This is a genomic window from Singulisphaera photorubra, from assembly GCF_045290345.1.
Lineage (GTDB): Bacteria > Planctomycetota > Planctomycetia > Isosphaerales > Isosphaeraceae > Singulisphaera.
In genome coordinates this window covers 836,225-855,998 of sequence record NZ_CP155447.1, presented here as the reverse complement: position 1 = coordinate 855,998, position 19,774 = coordinate 836,225, and the positions used below count along the sequence as shown (strand labels likewise).

The following is a 19,774-nucleotide window of genomic DNA, read 5'->3' as shown; positions in this document are numbered from 1 at the left end:
GCAATGTCTCCCTGACGGTCTGGTAACAACGCAACGGCTCGAAGCTTCACCTTTGAACCGAAGTCGAGGCCAAGAGTCTGCAGGCTGACGACTGAGGCCGCGACGAAGTCGGATTGGCAATCTCTTTGGACTACAGCGGTTCGCCTTCGAGTTGCTCACGTCGTTGTCGCCGGTGTCTGTGACCCCGGGGCGAATCCCCAGACACCGGGGACAACGACAACGACGTGGGTGACTCGGCCGTAAACTTGTGTAGACGAATTGATTCTGAAGGCTTGGTTTCTGTCGAGGCCACCAGATCGGGGTCATGGGCCGAGACGAAACGGCAGGAGTTGATGGGCAAGTCCACGTGTGCCGTGCTTCATGGTTTATAAAAAATTGAAGAAATGTGGTTAATGTTAAATGTTGGCTGGGTTCGCCTTTTGGGGTTGGCTGACAAGAAAATCAACAACTATCTGTAACTGGGCGAGAATCTCGATGGATTTCCGGTCCGGCCGTGCTACTGCAAACAACCCCGCGCGGAAGCCGCAAGAATGCTCGGTTCTTTCGCTCTGGCGCGGATCGTTGAAAACAAAAAAAAAGCCCGGCCCCCCACGAGGGGGCCGGGCACAGCCAGGGAGAACGACGCTTGCTCGTGATTTGAACTCATGATTCCGTGGGCCACTCTCTAGAGTGAGCCAGGGAACCGGACGCGTCTGGTCGTCGCGTCACTTGAGTGATTAGCTAATAAGGCATCTTGCGTGCCATTCGCCCCAAACACGGGCCCGTGGCGAGATAGAATGGCTCAAGGCTTACTCTTTCAAGGGGTTGCGATTTTCGGTTTTTTTGAAGGTCCCGTTTGTTTCCAGGGAGAGTTTGGTGAAGGGTGCCTCATGATCTGGCAGGGACCGCCTGAAATTGAGCATGGCCGCTGACAAGAAACCCGAGTCGCTTTTCCAGTCATGACTTCGGTAAGATTCTTGGGTTGAAGCGGAGGAGATTTCGAGGTTCAGGGTTGACGGTGTCGTGGGAAGGGATTGGGCATTTATGAAGGTCTTTGTGCTGGGGTTGGACGGGGCGACGTGGGATATCCTCGAACCCTTGGTCAAAAAGGGGGAACTGCCCAACCTTCAGCGACTCATGGAGAAAGGGGCGTCGGGGACGCTCGGCTCTGTGTTTCCGCCGCTCAGTCCGGTGGCCTGGACCACGGTGATGACGGGGAAGAACTCCGGGAAGCACGGGGTCTTCGAATTCTTGGAGTACGCGCACAACCCGCTCAATGGGCGGGTGAACTCGTCGCGGGCGATCAAGACGGACCTGGTCTGGGAGATCGCCGGGCGGCACGGGAAGAAGTCGGTGGCCGGTGGGGTGCCGATGAGTTATCCCCACAGGCAGGCCCCTGGGTTCTACCTGGGGGACTTCCTCAGCCCGGCCGATGCGCCTGACTTCGCCAGCGACCCCGCGATCTTCGCCGAGTTGGAGAAGGAGGTCGGGACGTATCGCCCCTGGGCGTCGACGGTCCATGATGGCGGGAATGAAGTCGAAGTGCTGAAGGAGCTGACCGCCTTTCTCGATCAGCACTTGAAGGCGGTTCAGTTCCTGATGGGTCGCTGCGAGTGGGACCTGTTCATGTTCGACCTGATGGCGACCGACCGCATCCAGCATGAGCTCTGGCACGTCTGGGACCAGGCGCACCGGCTCGCCAAGGGGCGGGATTTTGCAGCCTTGCAGGCGGGGTGCGACGCCTTTTGGAAGCGGCTCGACCAGGGAATCGGCGAGATCGAGCAGAAGCTTCCCGCCGACGCGGCCCTGATCCTGATGAGCGACCACGGCTTCGGCGGGATCGAGTGGTACGTCAACTTCAACGTCTGGCTCCTGGATCGCGGTGATATCGCGCTTCAGGATTCGCTCTACGTGAAGCAGAAGCACTGGTTCTACAAACGCGGGGCGACTCCCGAGTGGTTCTATGGTCTGATGGCGAAGTTCGGCCTCGCCGGGCAGCGGGTCAGCCGGTTCCGGGGGAAGCAGACTGGGATTCTCGATCGGATGGCGGAGTCGGCCTTCCTGTCGCGAAGGCATATCGACTGGTCGAAGACGCGCGCCTATTCTCAGGGGAACTTCGGGCAGATCTTCCTCAATCTGAAAGGGAGGCAGCCGCAAGGGTGCGTCGAACCCGAAGAGGCGCGGGGGCTGCTGGACGAGCTCAAGGCGGCCCTGTTGACGATCCCACACCCCGAGACGGGGGAACCGCTGGTCGACCGCGTCTGCGAGCGCGATGAGCTCTACGAGGGGCCGCACGCTCATCTGGCGCCTGACCTGACGGTGGTCCTTCGCGACTGGCGCTATCGGACGATCGGGCTGCACGACTTCACGACCAACAAGCTGATCGCGCCTGCGTTTGGGCCGACGGGAGACCACCGGATGGAGGGGATGATCGTTGCGTCCGGCCCGCCGTTCCAGGCGGGGGCGACGCCCCAGGGGGCGGCCCTGCTCGACATCGCCCCCACGGTCCTGCACCTGCTCGGTGTGCCGGTTCCCAGCGACATGGACGGCCGGGTCCTGACCGAGATCCTTGCCCCTGCGTTTGCCCCGACTGACGGAGCGGCGTTCGGGGCGGTCACGGCACCCAGCGAGACGCCGGCGCCTGTGGCGTATACCGAAGAAGAAGACGCCGAGATCCAGCAACGACTGGCCGATCTCGGCTATCTTTGATCGATCGCCGGTCCAGTTGACTTGGTACGGACTTCCCCCTACGATTGCCCGAGCCTCGAGTCGTTACCTGACGGCTCGACTCGGCTCCGCCCTACCCGTCCCGAAAGGAGGCCGACGATGCGCCACCAAACCCGTCTGATTGTCTCGTCGAGCCTGCGCCCCGCGGTCGGGTAATCCTCTCCCGGCCCGTCTCGGGCCAGGCTCTCACACGCAAAAGATCGTCCCATTCGTTCGATCGATCCTCGGCGCTCACGGTGCGCCGATTTTCCGCGTGAGAGATCCGGATGACACTCAGGAAGCCTTCTCAGAAGCAGTTGCGCTCGCTTTGCGCCCAACCTCACCCCGACGACGGCGTGGAGCCTCGGGAGTGGCTCAAGGAAGGGCGGTCAGGACGAAAGTCGTCTCGGAAGGCCTGGCAGCTCTGTGGCCAGGTGGCCGAGGCGCTCGGCCAGGTCCTGGCGGGCGATTGCGGCGACGACGTCTTACGGAACTTGCAGGTGGTGGCGGTGGAGCCGGCGCCCGACGCGTCTCGGCTGCTGGTCACCGTCTGCGTTCAACCCTCCTCGGAGGTCATCTCACCCACCTTGGTCCTGGAACGCCTGGCGCGTGCCTCGGGGCGGTTGCGGTGTGAGGTGGCGGCGGCGATTACGCGAAAGCGAACGCCGACACTCGGATTCCGCCTTGCGCTCCCGGTCGGGGATGCACAAGGCGGTTCTGTGGTGATTCGTTGATGGGATCGAGGTGATTGAGCTCCCGGCCGAGGTCAGGCGATGATGACCCGGCCGGGACCATCTCCCTCAAACGTCTCGACCTCGATCGTGCGGTCGAGGAAGGCGCGGATGGTCGCGACGTTGGTGAGCAGGTGCTCGGTAACGGCCGAGACCGTGTATTCGCTTCGGCCCGGAGCGAGAGCCAAGGGGACGAGGATCTGGTCGGCTGAGTGGGGGTCGACGGCACTTCCCTCGGCGTCATGGAACGCGAGCAACTCGTCGACCGCCTCGTCAGCGACGACTTCGGCGGGCTTACCGCGCTCGCCCAGGCCGACGAACGTGGCCGGGATCCCGTCCTGGCCGTAGGTGGCCGACAGGCTGATGGCGGCCCCCTGCCCCAGGCTTGGCCAGTCGACCAGTGCGATCTCGGCCGACAGACCGCGCTCGGCGAGTCGGGCCACGGCCTGGTCGCGCATCCGCTGAGCGATCTCGGGCCGAAGGTTCGACACGCCGGCGATGCCGTGGATCCGGGCCAATGGGCCGCGCTCGGTCCGGGTCACGGACTTGAGCGTCGCGGGCTCGATCCAGGCGTCGAGTCGACCGCCACCACGGGGATAGAAGCCTGCGGAGGGCATCGACAGCGCCATGGTCGAGCCGAAGCTTGCCAGGTGGGCTCGCCAGGTTGACTCCAGAAATGGGAGTGAGGGGGCGGCCGTGTTGAACGTCCCCCCCGTGAGGGTCACTCGGATCGGCTGCTCGGCGCGGAGGGCCAAGGGCAAGTGCAGGGTCTGGAGCACGAGAGCGGTCGAGCCTGCCGTGCCGATGTCGATTTGCAGGTCGCGAGGAGTGTACGAGGCGGGCCGGAACGTCAAATCACGCGAGCCGATGGAGGCGCCGACGACCTCGGCCCCTGCCAGGCTCGCGGCGGCCTCGACGGCTTTCAGGTGCTGGGGACGGAGCCCGGGCTTGTCGCGGTTGGCGCGGATCTTGACGATCCGGAACGAGCGGCCGGTCAGGAGCGAGAGCGTCAGGGCGGTCCGGAGGATCTGCCCTCCCCCTTCCCCACGCGAGCCATCCAGGGTGATCAGTCGCGAAGATACCACCCGAGGCTCCTCGTTGAGAAAATCGAGGTCGTCCGGAAGGCGGTGTGGAGTTGCCACGCGATCGTGCCCGCCATGCATGACCCAGCGCCTGCGCGACTCGATCGGTCCCTTCTTACCCCATCCCGTCTTCAACGCTTGCCAATCCATGGCGGAGACTCCTTCCCAGCATACCGTGGCGGACGGTACCTGGCAGACAGACAGACAAACAAGGTGAGGACGCGGTTCACTGGCTTCAGCGACCCTTGCTTGAGCGCGCGGCCCAACAAGGCGGGGGTTCCCCGGGCTTACTTACGACTTGGGCGGATCGACCGGCACAAGGCTGGGGAGGCTGGACGACACAGGCTGGTTGACCCCCTCCCGAGACGCCCAGACGAGGAGCACGCGTTGGAGCAGCCGGTCGCTGTTGGCCTCGGGTTGGGTAAACATGAAGGAGCCAAGGCTCCGGCTGGCTTCGGGAAGGCAGCCGACCACGGCGATCTGGCCTGGTTGCAGAGTGAGCGTCGTCGCCAACTCGCGAAGGCTTTCCTCTTGCTGCCCGTCCTTCTGCATGAATTGTTGCGGCGAGTAACTGCCGGCGTTGGGTAATGCAGTGAAGGCACGCTGAATGGGGCCGTGATGGATCTCGGGAACGAACCGCAAAGCGACCCCGGTCGCGCCGTCGTGGTTGGCCGTCACCCGGAACCAGCCGCTGGCGTCCTGGTACGGCTTGCCGAACGCACGCCCCTCCCGGTTCAGAAGCAGGCTGACCTCTGGGGTGGTGTCGACCATGTCGATCATGGCATGGTCGCCGTCAGGAAACTCAAACTGCGAAGGCTCCACCTTGTGAGGCGCCTTGGCGTTGAGAATCGAGTCGACCTCGTGGGGCAGTTCTCCGGTAATCAGGCCCATCCGAAGTCCGTTGACCTCAAGCGCGCGGCGGAGCTCGGGGGCAATCGACTGTTCATCGACCACACTCCAGAGTGCGCCATTGATCGCCTCTTCACGCAACGGCCGCGAAAGGATCGCCACCCGCAGATTGCATCGCTTGGGCTCGATGATCTGGCCGCCTCCCCCGATCCGTGCGAGAAAGGTGTCGCGACCGAGGTCCGTGCGATTCAACGAGCAACCCGCGACGGCAGTGATGGCCACCACAAGGGTCAGCACTTTCCCATTCATGGAGCGGAATCCTTTCCGCGTCACCGAGAAAAAAGAGTGATATAGAGATACTCACGCCGGGATGGATCTTGGCCGGAAGTCTATGGCGGGAGACTTTCTCCGTCAATGCCAACCCGAACGCTTGGCCAGGATCGAGGTCAGCCTCGACTTGCCAACGGACGAGAGGACGGATTCGGTGGGGCGGGCGGTAGGCCGATCGAACGGTCAGGCATCGCTGGAGGGCGGGTTCAGCTCACGCTCGATGCGACCTTGGATCTGGCTGAGTTCATCACCGGCATATTGGCTGTGGGGCCAAGGCCAGTGGACCGGGTCGTTGTAGAACCGAGGAATGATATGCCAGTGGCCGTGATCGACGGTCTGGCCGGCCGCGCGACCATTGTTGACGACCAAATGGAAGCCGTCGGATCTCGTCGCTGCCTGAACGGCGCGACAGAGACGAGGGACGAGCGCGCCAAGATGAGCGGCCGTCAGATCAGGAAGATCGGTCAGATTGGAGTGGTGGGATTTGGGGACGAGCAAGACGTGACCGGGGTTAACCGGGTTGATGTCGAGGAAGGCGACTGCGTCGTCGGTCTCAAGGACCTTCGACGAGGGAATCTCCCCTCGAACGATCTTGCAGAACGGGCAGTGAGGTTCGTAAGTGTGCTGCGACATGATGGAGCGACTTCTTGATTTCCGAAGGGTCAAGCGACCCCGCGAGGACTCATTTGGGTCCACGCGGGGCCGTCGTTGAATCAGGACCCGGCGGACGTGGTCACGACGGTCGGCTTGGTCTGAGCCTTGATCTGCTCGTTCTCACCCAGCAAGGAGATGACGGCCATCGGAGCGGCATCACCTTGGCGGACCTTGGCGAGTTTGAAGATCCGGGTGTATCCACCCGTACGATCCTTGAACCGCGGGCCGATCTCTTTGAAGAGCGAGAAGGCCACTTCTTTCTTGGTCACGACAGCCAGGACGCGGCGGAAGTCATTCAGGTTCCACCCGTCTTTGGCCAGGGTGATCAATTTCTCGGTAAACGGCTGCATTTCCTTGGCCTTGGCCAGGGTCGTCTCGATCCGACCGTGCTCGAGCAGAGCGGTGGCCAGGTTACGCAGGAGCATTCGCCGGTGCGACGGCGACCGCTTGAATTTCCGACCGGCTTTACGGTGTCGCATGGTCTCTCAGGCTCGCAGCTAAGTTTGGTTCGTTGTAGGGGGTGGGCGTGACCCACCCATCTCGGCCTCCGATGGTGGGCATCGCCCACCCGTCCGAAGACCTTCGCCACGCAAGCGAAAACGGCTCTACAGGATTGGCAGGAGACTCAAACCCCTTGTCGCATGAGGATATCCATGCCCAGGTCGAGGCCGATCTCGTGAAGCTTGGCGCGGACTTCTTTGAGGGTGGTCTCGCCGAAGTTGCGGACCGTCAGGAGCTGGTCTTCTGAGCGGCTGACCAGGTGGCGGACGGTCGTGATCCCTTCGCTCTCCAGGCAGTTGGTCGCCCGGACCGAGAGTTCGAGTTCAGCCAAACTCATGTCGAGCTTACGCTCGAGTTCGGCATCAACCGGCTCGGACCGAGAACCGTCCTGGCCACTGGCGTCGGACGGCAGCCCAGGGCCCGGTTCGTAGTACTGGACGAACGGGTTCAAGTGCTTCCGGAGGATCTTGGCGGCCTCGACCAGCGACATCTCGGGGCCGAGCGTGCCGGTGGTCCAGATTCGGAGGACGAGCTTGTCGTAGTTGGTCCGCTGACCGACGCGGGTGTTTTCGACGCGATACTCGACCCGGATCACGGGGCTGTAAATCGCGTCGATCGGGATCGCGCCGACTTCGAGGTCGTCGGTGTGCCCTTCCGCGGCGGGGCGATATCCCCGGCCGTTCTCGACGGTCATCTCCAACGCAAACGGGACGTCGTCGGTGAGCGTGCAGAGAATATGATCAGGGTTGATGATCTCGATCGACTCGTCGTGGAGGATGTCGGCTGCCGTGACGACACCGCGACGGTCGCGTTCGATCCGGATCGTCCGGTTCTGCTCAGAGTGGTTCTTGACGACCAGGCCCTTGATGTTCAGGACCAGGTCGGTGATATCCTCGACCATGCCCGGGATCGAGGAGAACTCGTGCTGAACCCCTTGAATTTTGATCTTGGTGACAGCGCTCCCCTCCAGGCTGGAAAGGAGGATGCGGCGCAGGCTGTTGCCAACCGTATGACCGAATCCGCGTTCGAACGGCTCGACGTGGAATTCGCCGTACGTATCGGTCAGTTTTTCACGGTTGCAGACGACCCGGCTGGGAAGTTCGAGGCCACGCCAACGGATGCGCATCGCTCTCTCCAAAAACGCGACCAGCCTTCAGCGATCGGTCCGAGGCCGAGAGGCCTCGTGACCATCTTCATCCCTGGCGGATGCCTGAAAGTAGAGTGCTGATCGCGACAAATTGCTTGGCTCAGCGGCTCAACAACTCGACGATCAACTGCGGGGTAACCGGCAGCGAGATATCCTGGGTCCCAGGCAAGCGGGAGACGCGCCCCTCGGGCGGTTCGGTACCGGAGCGATCGAGCCACTCGGGTACAGGAGGCATCCCCTCAGCAGACAGGTTCGAGGCCGCAAGTTTGCGGGAGTGCTCACGATCCTTGACCTGAATCTGGTCACCGGGACGAACCAGATAGCTCGGGATGTCGAGCTTGCGACCGTTGATCGTGATATGGCCGTGGGTGATCATCTGTCGCGCTTGCGGTCGGCTGGTCGCAAACCCGAGGCGGGTGACGACGTTGTCCAACCGGCGCTCGAGAAGAGCCATCAAGGCGTCGCCCGTGTTGCCGGGTCGACGGCTGGCCAGGTCGAAGTACTTGCGGAACTGCCGCTCAAAGACGCCGTAGTAGCGCTTGACCTTCTGCTTTTCGCGGAGGCGGATGGAGTACTCGCTCGCCTTTCCGCGGCGGAACTGGTGCATACCCGGCACGCCTTCACGGCGTTCGACGGCGCACTTCGGGGTGTCGCAGCGCGTCCCCTTCAAAAAGAGCTTCAAACCTTCGCGGCGGCAGAGCCGGCAGACCGGCCCGATATGGCGTCCCATGGTGGTTCGGCATTCCTCAACGTCGGGTTGCAATCGGCCGAGTTTTCCAAGGCCCGCATCGGGCCTTCGGGTTCCTCGGTATCGTTCTGGCTGACGAGCGATCCGTCCGGTACTGACCGCGGGTTTCGGCAACCCGGATCACGACAGACCCGCGGGGCCGGTCGGATCGAGACGAGACATTCTCATCGAATCAATGCGATCACGTGAGCAAAAGCGAGAAAGAAGCGAGGCATGGCTGGGCTCGAAGAGCCTTAGACCCGCCGCTTCTTCGGGGGACGGCAGCCGTTGTGCGGCAGCGGGGTGACGTCTTCGATCGCCTTGATCGAGAGGCCGGAGGCTTGCAGCGCGGTGATCGCGCTTTCACGGCCGGAGCCGGGCCCCTTGACCTTGACCTCGACTTCTTTGACCCCATACTTCGTCGCGGTGGCTGCCGCGGTCTCGGCGGCCCGCTGGGCGGCGAAGGGAGTGCTTTTGCGGCTCCTTTGAAGCCCACGGTCCCGGACGAGGCCCAGCACAACGCGTCGCCGTTGGGATCGGTGATCGTGACCGTCGTGTTATTGAACGTTGCCTTGATATGCACGACAGCCCGGCTGACGTTGCGTCGTGTTTTCCGCTTCTTGGCCTTGGCCACGGGTCCGTTGCTCCCTGGTCGAATCTCGGAATGGAAACGAGAAAACGATACCGAACTCTCGACTCCCGGACTTCCACGGGGGCATCAGAGACCTCAGTCCCTTGTAATGGTCCCCTTGGCCCCGGCCAACCTTCCGGTTAACCGGTCACGACCGGGCGAGCTCTGGTCGTTGCGGCGCTGGCGGATCGCGAAACCTTGAGGTCAGAGCCACGCCGATGTAGGCGAGGACAGAGGCCACGAGAGTTCGCGACGCCCTTAGCGCATTTCCTTGACGCCCTTCTTGCCGGCGACCGTCTTCCGCGGTCCCTTGCGGGTCCGGGCATTCGTTCGGGTCCGCTGACCGTGAACCGGCAACCCTTTACGGTGCCGAAGGCCACGATAGCAGCCGATGTCGCGCAGCCGAGAGATGGCCTGCTGGACCTGGCGACGAAGTTGCCCTTCGACCACGTACTCGCTATCGAGCAACGAAGCCAGCTTGGCCAGATCGTCTTCGGTCAGGTCTTTTGATCGCTTGTCAGGGCTGATTCCCGTCCGTTCGCAAAGTTGCTCGGCAAGGAACGGCCCGATCCCGTAAATGTAGCGCAGAGCGATCACTGTGCGCTTGTCGTTCGGGATATCGACACCGAGGATACGAGGCATCCGTCCTATCTCCGTGAAGCAAGAACGTGGAGTGGCGTGGGCATAGCTCCGAGCCGAGGTCGGCGCGTCCTCAGCCTTGCCGCTGCTTGTGGCGGGGGTTTTCGCAGATCACGTACACTTTACCCCGGCGGCGAACGATCTTGCAGTGTTCGCAAATCCGCTTGACGCTGGATCGGATCTTCATCGGACTCCCAACTCTCTTTCCTAACATCGCGAGGCCGAACCACGAGGCAGCCCTCGGTTTGGGTCGCCTCGTAGAGAATCCCAATCCAGTCCTGAGGCCGAATTGGGCCAATATACAAACCACCCCGAGATTCCGCAAGACCGGAATCATCCAAGTGAAGGAGGATTGCCAACGGGGCCGACCTTGACTTTTCCGAAGAGGAAGGTCGCCGGTCCGGTTGGCTCTTGAATCAGTCTTCCAGGTAGGTCAGGACGCGCGGGCCCTCCGAGGTCATGGCGACGGTGTGTTCAAAGTGAGCGCTGGCCCGTCGATCCTTGGTTTCAACGGTCCAACCGTCGTCGAGGGTCCGAACATCCTTGGTCCCCATGGAGACCATTGGCTCGATTGCGAGCACGAGTCCCGGCTCGATTCGAATGTCGTGTTTGCGCAGGGACTTGCTGACAAAGTTCGGGACTTGCGGCTCTTCGTGCATGTCCTGACCGATGCCGTGGCCGACAAACTTCTCGACCACGTACATCCCCTGGCTCTTCACGTATTGTTCCATCAGGCCGGCCACTTCGGACCAGGTCTGACAGCGACTCATGGCCCGAATCGCCAGGTTGAGTGTCTCGGACGTGACGTCCAGGAGCTTCTGGACCTCGGGCTGAATGGCGCCGATCGGCAACGTGACGGCCGAGTCACCACACCAGCCATTGATCTTGCAGCCGGTATCAATCGACACAATGTCCCCTTCACGAAGGGGGCGGCGATTGGGAATACCGTGGACGACCTGTTCGTTGACACTCGCGCAGATGACAGCCGGGAACGGCGGCTTCCCCTTGACCGAGCTGGGATAGCCTCGGAACAAGGGGATGGCCTTATGTTCGCGGAAGATGGCAGCAACCGCGTCGTCGAGCTCGGCGGTGGTCACGCCAGGCACGGCGAGTTGGCGAACCCGGTCGAGAGCCTGGGCAACCACTCGCCCCGCCTCGCGCATCAGTGCGATTTCACGGGGGCTTTTCAGCTTGAGCACGATTCGTTTCGTTTCAATCCGATCCGCGAAGAGGCGGAGGACAGTGTCGCTACAATCCCTGACGCGTCTCGTCTCTTGGCGCTTGCCCGAGCCGATATCGTCCCGATCAACGTTTGCTCACTAGGCCACCGTAATTCCTCATGATCAAGTGGCTATCGATCTTCTGCACCAGGTCCAGGCAGACGCTGATGACGATCAAGAGCCCCGTACCACCGAGGAATGACGCGATCGTGAAGTCGACGTTCAAGGCGTTCTGAACGACGGTCGGAATGACTGCGACCAAGCTCAAGAAGGCGGCACCGACATAGGTGATGCGGAGCATGACCTTCTCGAGATAATCCGCCGTGCGACGTCCGGGGCGGTAGCCCGGGATGAAGCTGCCGTAGTCCTTCAGGTTTTCCGACATATCCTTCGGATTGAACGTGATTGCCGTCCAGAAGTAGCAGAAGAAGTAGATCAACACGATGTAGAACAACGTGTAGATGTAACCCTGCTTCTGAAACGCGTCCGACAGTTCTTGGGCAAACGTCGCAATCGCGGACCAGATACTCCAGGTATCAGTGCGCCAAGCCGCTGTCGCCCTCGCCAATCCGTTCAGGATAAATGAGGGGAAGATGAGCAGGCTGGAGGCGAAGATGATCGGCATCACACCCGCCTGGTTGACCTTCAGCGGGAGGTATTGCCGGGTCCCGCCGAAGACGCGCCGGCCTCGGACATGCTTGGCCGACTGCGTCGGGATCCGTCGTTGGCTTTCGGTGATCGCGATCACACCGACGACGACGGCGACGAAGAGGCCGATGAGCAGGACCACGGTGGTCAGTGGGTACTTGCCCGCGTCCGCCGTGAGGCGGGGAGTGGCGTTTTCCCAGAGTTGTTTCATTGCCAAGGGCATCCGCGCCAGGATCCCAGCCATGATCAAGAGGCTGATCCCGTTGCCGATGCCGTACTCGTCAATCTGCTCGCCGATCCACATCAGGAAGATCGTGCCAGCGGTCATGATCGAGACACAGACTAAGCCGTCCCAGAAGTTTTGATGTTCTGGTAAGACGACCCCCATCTGTGGACTCATCATGTATTGCACCCAGAAGGCGCTTTGAATCGCACAGAGTATGACTGTGGCATACCGGGTGTACTCATTGATCTTCTTCCGCCCGCTCTCGCCCTCCTTCATCATCGCTTCAAGCGATGGGACGACGCTCCCGAGGAGCTGGAAGATGATCGAGGCGGAGATGTACGGCATGATCCCAAGGCCGAAGATGGTGCTCATCCCGATCGAGGTGCCACCGAACATGGCGACCGTGCCGAAGAGCTTGCCCGCGGCGTTCTGGCTCTGCTGTTCTTGCCAGTTCTTGAGCTGGTCCTGATTAACGATCGGCAAGGGGACGTAGAACCCGAGCCGATAGATCGCCAGGAACATCAGCGTCATCAGGATCTTGCGCTGAAGCTCAGGCACCTTGAATAGGATCGTGTAGAGCTTGCCCACGGCGGGACGCCTCCTTAAGGCTGCAGGCACTCAAATTGCGGACCCGACGGTAGTCGGCAAAAAAGAGAAGACGGCGGATACGACAGACAAGGGCCACGCGCGAAAACGTAGCCCCTGGAGCCAGCGGACGGATCCGCCTTGGTTACCTCTTATTGGACAACGACCGCGGTGCCGCCCGCCGCGATGATCTTGGCGACGGCCGATTCGCTGAACTTGTTGGCATGAACGGTGAAGGCTTTGGTCAGTTCGCCCTCACCCAGGATTTTCACCCCGTCGTCGTGCCGACCTTTGACCAGGCCGCGTGTGCGCAGGACTTCTTCGTTGATCACGACCCCCGCTTCGTAGCAGGCCTCGAGTGCGGCGAGGTTGAGGATCGCGTAGTCCTTGCGGAACGCGCCGTTGACGAACCCGCGCTTCGGAACGCGGCGGGCCAGAGGCATCTGACCGCCTTCGAACAGGGCGTTGTACTTGAACCCCTGGCGGGAGGAGTGACCCTTGTGTCCCTTGCCCGAGGTCTTGCCGTGGCCCGACCCGATTCCGCGGCCGATCCGCTTCCGCTTCTTATGCTTATGAATGCCTTGATCGACGTCGTGAAGTTGCATTAGAGAGCCACTCCCCGCAGACGTGCGACTTCGTCTTTGGTCCGCAGTTGCGTCAGGGCGTTGATCGCCGCCTTGACCAGGTTGAGCTTGTTGGTGGAGCCGTAGCTCTTGGTCAGAATATCCGTGATGCCGGCTGCTTGCACCACGGCGCGGACGGCGCCACCGGCGATCACACCGGTACCCGGGCTGGCCGGGAGCATGACGACGCGTGCTGCGCCAAACTTACCGATCACGCGGTGGGGGATCGTTCCGCCGCGGAGGTTGACCCGATTCATCTGCTTGTGAGCGTCTTTGACGCCCTTCTCGACCGCAGGGGGGACTTCGTTGGCCTTGCCGTAACCCCACGCCACCTGTCCTCGGCTGTTGCCGACGACGACCAGGGCGTTGAAGCTAAAGCGGCGGCCTCCCTTGACGACCGCGGCGCAGCGGCGGATGGCCACGACGCTTTCCGACCACTCCCCTCGTTCACGACTGTCGCTCGACACGGCGGGCTCCTATTAGAATTGCAGTCCCGCCTCACGGGCGGCGTCGGCGAGGGCCTGAACCCTGCCATGGTACTTGTAGCTTCGACGGTCGAAACAAATCTTGTCAATACCAGCCTGTTTGGCCCGTTCGGCAACCTTGCGTCCAACGGCCGTGGCGGCGGCCTTGTTGCCACCGTAAGCCTGCTCGCCGCGGACCTCGGAGTCGAGCGTGCTGGCCGAAGCCAGAGTCGTTCCGTCCTGGTCGTTGATGACTTGGGCGTAGATGTGCTTGGAACTGCGGAAGATGGCCAGGCGAGGCCGTTCGGGGGTGCCGAAGATTCGCTTGCGGACGTGCCGTTGCCGTCGCAGCCTCCTCGCTTGCACCTGTTTGCGCTCGTTCACCGGATGATCCTTTGCAATGCTTGGGGTTGAGGGACGGCCGGGATCGGCCGGGCGTCCAGCCCTAAGTTCTTGGATTCAGAGTATGCGGACGATTACTTCGAGCCGAACGCCTTGCCAGCCTTGCGGCGGACAACCTCGCCCTCGTAGCGGATGCCCTTGCCCTTGTAGGGTTCGGGGGGGCGGACCTTGCGGACCACTGCGGCAAACTGGCCGACCGCCTGCTTGTCGGATCCGGTGATCACGATGTGCGTGGGGTCGGGGATCGTCACGGTGACTCCCGCGGGAGCCTCGAGCACGATCTGGTTGGCGAACCCGACCTGAAGCGCCACGGTGTTGGCCTTCTTCAGTTGAGCCTGATAGCCGACCCCGACGATCTCGAGCTTGCGGGTGTAACCGTCGGTGACCCCCTGGACCATGTTGGCGACCAGGCTGCGGGTCAGGCCGTGGAGCGACCGGCTCTCGCGTTCGTCGTCGGATCGGGTGACGAGAATCTGGTTGCCAGACTCATCGTACTTGACCTCGATCTCGGGCCGATACGTAAACGTCAACTTTCCTTTGGGACCTTCGACGTTGACCGTCGAGTCGGCCACTGAAACTTTCACATTGGCCGGTACAGGCACCGGCTTGCGACCGATACGGGACATGGGACCGTCATCCTCTCGCTCTTGAGCACCATCTGGGAGACCGACCGCCCTCGCCGCCGCGATGCGATTCGGTGAGATCCGTAAGAGACCCGAACTCCGTGGGATGACGACGACTGGGCGCCAATCCCAACGTGACCTCCGCCATCGGGCGAAGGGGTTCAAGGGTCGACATCAATGGATCAGGGCGAGGACCTCGCCGCCGACCTTATCGGTGCGGGCGCGGCGGTCGCTAACAACCCCGTTGGGGGTGCTGAGGATCTGAATGCCCATGCCCCCTAGGACCGGCCGCAGATCCTTGTAGCCGCGATAGACCCGGCAGCCGGGCTTGCTAACGCGATCGATCCGGGTGATCAGTCGCTCGCCGTTCGGCCCGTACTTCATGTGCAGGCGAAGGGTCTTGGCGGGGAGAGTGTCGAGTTCTTCGAACTCCCAAATATAGCCTTCATCCTTGAGCACCTGAGCGATCCCGCGGCGGATCTTCGAGGTGGGCATCTCGACCAGGGGACGCTCGATCCGGGTCGCGTTGCGGATCCGGGTGAGCATGTCGGCGATCGGGTCGGTCATCATGGCAGGGGCAAGTCCCATCAACCACCACGGGTAACGCGCCTTGGGCCGGCGAGACAGTCGCCGGGAAGGCCGCGTCGGCGCGGCGGGATTATTCGATGCGGCGAGTCGGACTGGGGCCGACAAGCCCGATCAGCTGGATTTACCAGCTGGCTTTCTTGACACCCGGAATCAGGCCGCGGGCGGCCAGGTTACGGAAGCAGATTCGGCAGATTCCGAATTTGCGATAGACGGCACGGGGGCGGCCGCAGAGCTTGCACCGGTTGCGGTGTCGAACCGCGAACTTGGGAGTGCTCAGCGACTTGATCATCTGGGCTTTGGTCGACATCGCTGTCTCACCGTCACCTGGGATAGAGGGTCATTCCTGTGAATTCGATCCGGACGACGGTGCCCGTCGAACGGCTCAACGGGACTTCTGCTGGGGTTGACGGAAGGGCATGCCGATGGCACGCAAGAGTTCCCGGGCCTGGTCATCATTGTCAGCGGTCGTGACGATGGTGATATCCATGCCCTGGGTGTGTTGGAGTCGGTCGGCGTCGATCTCGGGAAAGACGACCTGCTCGGCGAGGCCGAGGGTGTAGTTGCCGTGACCGTCGAAGCTGTTGAGATTCACGCCGCGAAAGTCACGAATACGAGGCAGGGCGATCGAGATCAAGCGGTCGAGGAACTCGTACATCCGCTTGCCACGAAGGGTGACCTTGCAGCCGATTTCGTTACCTTCGCGGAGTCGGAACCCGGAGACCGAGACCTTGGCCTTGGTGATCACAGGCTTTTGGCCGCTGATCTTGGTCAGGCTATCGACGGCGACGTCGAGCAGGGCCTTGTCTTGCGTGGCGCGGCCGACCCCCATGTTGATGACGACCTTCTCAAGCTTGGGGATCGCCATCTTGTTGGTCAGGTTGAACTTCTCGGCAATCGCCGGAGCGATTGTCGTCTGATACTGTTCGTGCAAACGAGCCATTCCGGTCGTCCTTCAAACGCGGAGATGCGTTTTCTCTTTGGCTTCGAGATTTATTTCTTGTCGGCCGTGGCGTGAGCCGGCTTGACGGGGCCGACACTACCGAGACTGGCCGAGCACGCCTTGCAGTACCGTTGCTTCTGGCCATTTTCGGCGAAGCGGTGACCGATCCGGACACCTCGTTTGCAGGAAGGGCAATAGAGCATCACGTTGGATGCGTCGATCGGCATCTCTTTGGAGAGCCGGCCCCCCTGCTGATTCTTGGCGCTCGGTTTCAGGTGCTTCCAGACTCGGTTGACCCCCTCGACGACGATCTTGTTCTTCTCGGGGAGGACACGGAGCACCTTGGCGATCTTGCGATTGGTGGGGCTACCTTTGTCGTCGCCCGTGATCACCTCTACCTGATCGTCTTTGCGAATTTGCATAGTCAGCTCTTAGCGGAGTCGTCGTTTGAGTGTGGGGACGCCCCACCGGTCTTCTTCCAGGCTTGGCGGGCCGCTCCCACCCTTGCGAAACCGGGGAGTTTAGACCACTTCGGAGGCCAAGCTGATGATCTTCATGAACTGGCGTTCGCGGAGCTCACGGGCGATGGCGCCGAAGATCCGGGTCCCGCGTGGGTTTTTCTCGTTGTCGATCAGGACGACGGCGTTGCGGTCGAACCTGACATAGGAGCCGTCAATGCGGCGCGTCGAGTTGCGGACGCGGACGATCACGCAACGGACAACGTCCCCCGCCTTGACGTCGCTTCCGGGGCTGGCCTTCTTGACGCTGGCGATGATGATGTCGCCGATCCCGGCGGTGCGTCGCTTGTAGTGCGAGGCGCTACCACCAAGGACCTTGAAGCACATGACTTCCTTGGCCCCGCTGTTGTCGGCGACGTCAAGCCGCGTTTGCATCTGGATCATGGGACACGCTACCTAAGGGGATGCCCGCGATTCTCTTATAAGTAGAAAGGTGGACGTGGCCCACCGATCCAAACCAAGAAAAAGGTGGACGACGTCCACCTTTTACACACGGAATCAGGCCGGCTTCTGTGCCGCCTCACCTTCGCCGGCCAGGGCCTGCTGGGCACCTTGCCGAACGATCCGGACGATCCGCCACCGCTTGAGCTTCGAGAGCGGGCGGGTCTCCATGATTTCGACCACGTCACCCAGGTGCGAGACGTTCGTTTCGTCGTGCGCGTGGCAGACCGTCCGATGGCGGAGCAGTTTACCGTACTTGGGGTGGGGGAAGAGGATTTCGACCTCGACCCGCCGGGTCTTGTTCATCTTGTCGGAAGTCACGACCCCGATCTCCGTCGTACGCCTGGAGCGGGCGTCGGCGGTGGTGTCGGGTGTGGTTGTCGGTTGGCTCATCGCAGGTTACCGGTTCGTTTCCGAGGTTATGGGGTGGTGGCCGTAGCGACGGTTTGTTCCCGCTCGATCTCACGGAGCCGGAGGATCGTCTTGATGCGAGCGATCTCCCGTTTGGCCTTGATGATCTCGCTGGGTGCCTCGAGCCGCTCGGTCTCACTCTGGAGGCGGAGCCGGAACAGGTTCTGCTGAGTTTCTTTCAGCAGCAAGTCGAGCTGCTCGTCGGTCTGTTCGCGGAGCTCGGCAGTCTTGCTCATGTTCGCTTTCTCCTGGCGGCGTCGGCTCGCGGAGTTATCGCTGTCCGATTGGTTGATCGTCGAAGTCCCTCGAGCCGACCTGGCGCCGAGGAGTGGGAAATTATAGCGTGGGCCGCCGCGTCACGAACCGGCAGGCAACAGGAAGTTTGTGGGAAACGCGAGCGAGGGTGGCCCGGGCCAGTTCTTCACTCACACCACCGATCTCGTACAGGACTGTACCCGGCTTGACGACGGCTGCCCAGTACTCGACTTCGCCCTTACCTTTACCCATCCGGGTTTCGGCGGGAATCGAGGTGACGCTCTTGTGGGGGAAGATTCGGATGAAGAGCTTCCCGCCCCCCTTGACCGACTGGCTTGCGACCACGCGGCCGGCCTCGATCGTCTGGGCGCTGATCTTGCCCGGCTCGAGCGATTGAAGGCCATACTCGCCGAAGGCGACGTAGTTGCCGCGAGTCGCGTTACCTTTTACGCGGCCTTTTTGGCTTTTTCGGTACTTGACCCGCTTGGGCATCATGGCCATCGGTGCCGCCCTCCGTCTTCAGGTAATCGCCTTGGTTGACCCACACTTTGATCCCGATATGGCCCTGCGCCGTCTTCGCTTCGTGGAAGCCGTAGTCGATCTTGGCCCGGAGCGTGCTCAGGGGGATCGATCCGAGGTTGGCCGACTCGGTCCTTGACATTTCGGAGCCGCCGAGACGGCCTGACAGTTGAATCTTGACGCCGCGAGCGCCTCCGTCCATGGTCTGCTCGAGAGCACGTTTCATGGTACGGCGGAAGCTCGACCGCTTCTGGAGCTGTTCGGCGATATCTTCGCTGATCAGCTGGGCGTCGATCTCGGGTCGGGTGACCTCGACGATCTTGACCTCGATCCGGCGGCCGGTGAGCTCTTGGAGTTCATCCTTGAGTCGGTCGACCTCGGCCCCTTTGCGACCGATGATGATGCCCGGTCGCGCGGTGGACAGAAAAACGGTCACAGCGTCGCGGGTTCGCTCGATTTCAATCTTGGGGATGCCAGCATAGCTGTATTTCCCCTTGATGAACTTGCGAATTTTGAAGTCTTCGACCAGCAGGTCGCTGAATTCGTGCTTGGAGGCGTACCAGCGACTTCGCCAGTCCTCCATGATGCCGACGCGGAATCCGGTCGGATGAGTTTTCTGGCCCATGGATCGGCGTCCTCTTGGTTAGTCGTTGTCCGAGGTCACGGGGACGGCCGCCAGGTCGGCCAGGCCGATCTCGATGTGGGCGCTCCGGCGGCGAATCATGTAAGCCATTCCTCGCGCCCGAGGCATCAGCCGTTTGAACATCGGGCCCCCATCGCCGCGGGCATCGACGACCACCAGGTCGCCGACGTTGCGGATGCCGCGATCCTCGGCGTTGGCCATCGCGCTTTTGAGGACTTGCTCGATCATCCGTGCCCCGCGGTGGGGCAGGTACTTGAGAGTATCCATGGCGTCGTCGGCATACTTGCCGCGCACCAAGTCGAGGATCGGGCGAAGCTTACGCACCGAGATTCGGGCGAAGCGATGCTTTGCGACATAATCAGATGAAGGGCTCATGGCCGGTTTCCCACGCGGTTGATAGGCGATTACTTGCGGGCGCCCTTGGTCGACTTGCCGCCGTGGCCTTTGAAGGTCCGGGTCGGCGCGAACTCGCCGAGCTTGTGGCCGACCATATCTTCAGTCACGTACAGCTTGATGAAGTTCCGCCCGTTGTGAATGGCAAAGTTCTTGCCAATGAATTCGGGCACGATCGTGCAGGCTCGGGCCCACGTCTTGATGGGTTCGCGGCTGCCGTTGTTGTCGGCCCGGTAGACTTTCTCGAGCAAACGCTCGACGACGTACGGGCCTTTCTTTAACGAACGTCCCATGAGTGT

The 19,774-nt window shown here is 61.9% G+C and carries 27 protein-coding genes and 1 pseudogene; 2 read left to right on the top strand and 26 right to left on the bottom strand.

All coding sequences use genetic code 11. The features are described from left to right. Nucleotides 1-1,023: 1,023 nt before the first annotated feature. Nucleotides 1,024-2,688 carry an alkaline phosphatase family protein gene (locus tag V5E97_RS03285; protein ID WP_406697847.1) on the top strand — a complete coding sequence of 555 codons (1,665 nt, stop codon included), beginning with the start codon at nucleotides 1,024-1,026 and terminating at the stop codon, nucleotides 2,686-2,688. Between the two features lie 284 nt (nucleotides 2,689-2,972). Further along, nucleotides 2,973-3,419 carry a ribosome-binding factor A gene (locus V5E97_RS03280; RefSeq protein WP_406697846.1) on the top strand — a complete coding sequence of 149 codons (447 nt, stop codon included), beginning with the start codon at nucleotides 2,973-2,975 and terminating at the stop codon, nucleotides 3,417-3,419. A gap of 32 nt (nucleotides 3,420-3,451) precedes the next feature. On the opposite strand, the gene rtcA is transcribed toward V5E97_RS03280, so the two are convergent. The 26 genes and pseudogenes from rtcA to rpsS all read right to left on the bottom strand — a co-directional run bounded on the left by rtcA (nucleotide 3,452) and on the right by rpsS (nucleotide 19,768). Then, nucleotides 3,452-4,648: an RNA 3'-terminal phosphate cyclase gene (gene rtcA, locus V5E97_RS03275; RefSeq protein WP_406697845.1), complete on the bottom strand. Its 1,197-nt coding sequence runs from the start codon at nucleotides 4,646-4,648 to the stop codon at nucleotides 3,452-3,454. Nucleotides 4,649-4,789: 141 nt separating this feature from the next. Continuing rightward, nucleotides 4,790-5,656, bottom strand: coding sequence for a hypothetical protein (locus tag V5E97_RS03270; RefSeq protein ID WP_406697844.1), 867 nt, complete (start codon nucleotides 5,654-5,656; stop codon nucleotides 4,790-4,792). Nucleotides 5,657-5,860: 204 nt separating this feature from the next. Next, a complete protein-coding gene (locus V5E97_RS03265) occupies nucleotides 5,861-6,310 on the bottom strand; it encodes an HIT family protein (protein WP_406697843.1) in 450 nt (149 codons plus the stop codon). 80 nt (nucleotides 6,311-6,390) lie between these two features. Further along, nucleotides 6,391-6,810, bottom strand: coding sequence for a 50S ribosomal protein L17 (gene rplQ, locus V5E97_RS03260; RefSeq protein WP_406697842.1), 420 nt, complete (start codon nucleotides 6,808-6,810; stop codon nucleotides 6,391-6,393). 146 nt (nucleotides 6,811-6,956) lie between these two features. Next, entirely contained in the window at nucleotides 6,957-7,958 is a 1,002-nt protein-coding gene (locus V5E97_RS03255) for a DNA-directed RNA polymerase subunit alpha (protein WP_406697841.1), read from the bottom strand. Between the two features lie 121 nt (nucleotides 7,959-8,079). Then, nucleotides 8,080-8,709, bottom strand: a complete 630-nt coding sequence (gene rpsD / locus V5E97_RS03250; RefSeq protein WP_015244081.1) for a 30S ribosomal protein S4 — start codon at nucleotides 8,707-8,709, stop codon at nucleotides 8,080-8,082. A 251-nt stretch (nucleotides 8,710-8,960) separates the two neighbouring features. Further along, nucleotides 8,961-9,340, bottom strand: a pseudogene (gene rpsK / locus V5E97_RS03245) (30S ribosomal protein S11). Between the two features lie 255 nt (nucleotides 9,341-9,595). Next, entirely contained in the window at nucleotides 9,596-9,979 is a 384-nt protein-coding gene (gene rpsM / locus V5E97_RS03240; RefSeq protein ID WP_406697840.1) for a 30S ribosomal protein S13, read from the bottom strand. Nucleotides 9,980-10,049: 70 nt separating this feature from the next. Continuing rightward, the gene (rpmJ, locus tag V5E97_RS03235; protein ID WP_015244084.1) at nucleotides 10,050-10,163 is read right to left on the bottom strand and encodes a 50S ribosomal protein L36; all 114 of its coding nucleotides are present in this window, start codon (nucleotides 10,161-10,163) and stop codon (nucleotides 10,050-10,052) included. A 229-nt stretch (nucleotides 10,164-10,392) separates the two neighbouring features. Continuing rightward, complete coding sequence (gene map, locus V5E97_RS03230) at nucleotides 10,393-11,175, bottom strand: type I methionyl aminopeptidase (protein ID WP_406697839.1); 783 nt, start codon at nucleotides 11,173-11,175, stop codon at nucleotides 10,393-10,395. 106 nt (nucleotides 11,176-11,281) lie between these two features. Beyond that, nucleotides 11,282-12,658, bottom strand: coding sequence for a preprotein translocase subunit SecY (secY, locus tag V5E97_RS03225; RefSeq protein ID WP_406697838.1), 1,377 nt, complete (start codon nucleotides 12,656-12,658; stop codon nucleotides 11,282-11,284). Nucleotides 12,659-12,807: 149 nt separating this feature from the next. Next, the gene (gene rplO, locus V5E97_RS03220; RefSeq protein WP_406697837.1) at nucleotides 12,808-13,260 is read right to left on the bottom strand and encodes a 50S ribosomal protein L15; all 453 of its coding nucleotides are present in this window, start codon (nucleotides 13,258-13,260) and stop codon (nucleotides 12,808-12,810) included. Continuing rightward, nucleotides 13,260-13,745 (bottom strand): 30S ribosomal protein S5, encoded by a 486-nt coding sequence (gene rpsE, locus V5E97_RS03215; RefSeq protein ID WP_074309794.1) that lies wholly within the window; start codon nucleotides 13,743-13,745, stop codon nucleotides 13,260-13,262. The genes rplO and rpsE overlap by 1 nt, the downstream gene beginning before the upstream one ends. Nucleotides 13,746-13,757: 12 nt before the next feature. After that, the gene (gene rplR, locus V5E97_RS03210; RefSeq protein WP_015244089.1) at nucleotides 13,758-14,126 is read right to left on the bottom strand and encodes a 50S ribosomal protein L18; all 369 of its coding nucleotides are present in this window, start codon (nucleotides 14,124-14,126) and stop codon (nucleotides 13,758-13,760) included. A gap of 92 nt (nucleotides 14,127-14,218) precedes the next feature. Further along, complete coding sequence (gene rplF / locus V5E97_RS03205; RefSeq protein ID WP_406697836.1) at nucleotides 14,219-14,770, bottom strand: 50S ribosomal protein L6; 552 nt, start codon at nucleotides 14,768-14,770, stop codon at nucleotides 14,219-14,221. A gap of 171 nt (nucleotides 14,771-14,941) precedes the next feature. Further along, on the bottom strand, nucleotides 14,942-15,337 hold the full coding sequence (gene rpsH / locus V5E97_RS03200; protein ID WP_074309799.1) for a 30S ribosomal protein S8: 396 nt from the start codon (nucleotides 15,335-15,337) through the stop codon (nucleotides 14,942-14,944). Between the two features lie 139 nt (nucleotides 15,338-15,476). Then, entirely contained in the window at nucleotides 15,477-15,662 is a 186-nt protein-coding gene (locus tag V5E97_RS03195) for a type Z 30S ribosomal protein S14 (protein WP_074309801.1), read from the bottom strand. A 75-nt stretch (nucleotides 15,663-15,737) separates the two neighbouring features. Further along, complete coding sequence (gene rplE, locus V5E97_RS03190; RefSeq protein WP_406697835.1) at nucleotides 15,738-16,295, bottom strand: 50S ribosomal protein L5; 558 nt, start codon at nucleotides 16,293-16,295, stop codon at nucleotides 15,738-15,740. A 50-nt stretch (nucleotides 16,296-16,345) separates the two neighbouring features. After that, nucleotides 16,346-16,717, bottom strand: a complete 372-nt coding sequence (gene rplX / locus V5E97_RS03185; RefSeq protein WP_406697834.1) for a 50S ribosomal protein L24 — start codon at nucleotides 16,715-16,717, stop codon at nucleotides 16,346-16,348. Between the two features lie 99 nt (nucleotides 16,718-16,816). Next, nucleotides 16,817-17,197: a 50S ribosomal protein L14 gene (gene rplN / locus V5E97_RS03180; RefSeq protein WP_406697833.1), complete on the bottom strand. Its 381-nt coding sequence runs from the start codon at nucleotides 17,195-17,197 to the stop codon at nucleotides 16,817-16,819. Nucleotides 17,198-17,311: 114 nt separating this feature from the next. After that, nucleotides 17,312-17,560, bottom strand: coding sequence for a 30S ribosomal protein S17 (rpsQ, locus tag V5E97_RS03175; RefSeq protein WP_254053763.1), 249 nt, complete (start codon nucleotides 17,558-17,560; stop codon nucleotides 17,312-17,314). Nucleotides 17,561-17,673: 113 nt separating this feature from the next. Continuing rightward, entirely contained in the window at nucleotides 17,674-17,901 is a 228-nt protein-coding gene (gene rpmC / locus V5E97_RS03170) for a 50S ribosomal protein L29 (protein ID WP_074309808.1), read from the bottom strand. 100 nt (nucleotides 17,902-18,001) lie between these two features. Then, complete coding sequence (gene rplP, locus V5E97_RS03165; protein ID WP_406697832.1) at nucleotides 18,002-18,421, bottom strand: 50S ribosomal protein L16; 420 nt, start codon at nucleotides 18,419-18,421, stop codon at nucleotides 18,002-18,004. Next, complete coding sequence (rpsC, locus tag V5E97_RS03160) at nucleotides 18,360-19,064, bottom strand: 30S ribosomal protein S3 (protein WP_015244099.1); 705 nt, start codon at nucleotides 19,062-19,064, stop codon at nucleotides 18,360-18,362. Before rpsC ends, rplP begins: the two co-directional genes overlap by 62 nt. 18 nt (nucleotides 19,065-19,082) lie before the next feature. Beyond that, entirely contained in the window at nucleotides 19,083-19,457 is a 375-nt protein-coding gene (gene rplV / locus V5E97_RS03155) for a 50S ribosomal protein L22 (RefSeq protein WP_015244100.1), read from the bottom strand. Nucleotides 19,458-19,486: 29 nt separating this feature from the next. Next, entirely contained in the window at nucleotides 19,487-19,768 is a 282-nt protein-coding gene (rpsS, locus tag V5E97_RS03150) for a 30S ribosomal protein S19 (RefSeq protein ID WP_406697831.1), read from the bottom strand. Between the last annotated feature and the right edge of the window lie 6 nt (nucleotides 19,769-19,774).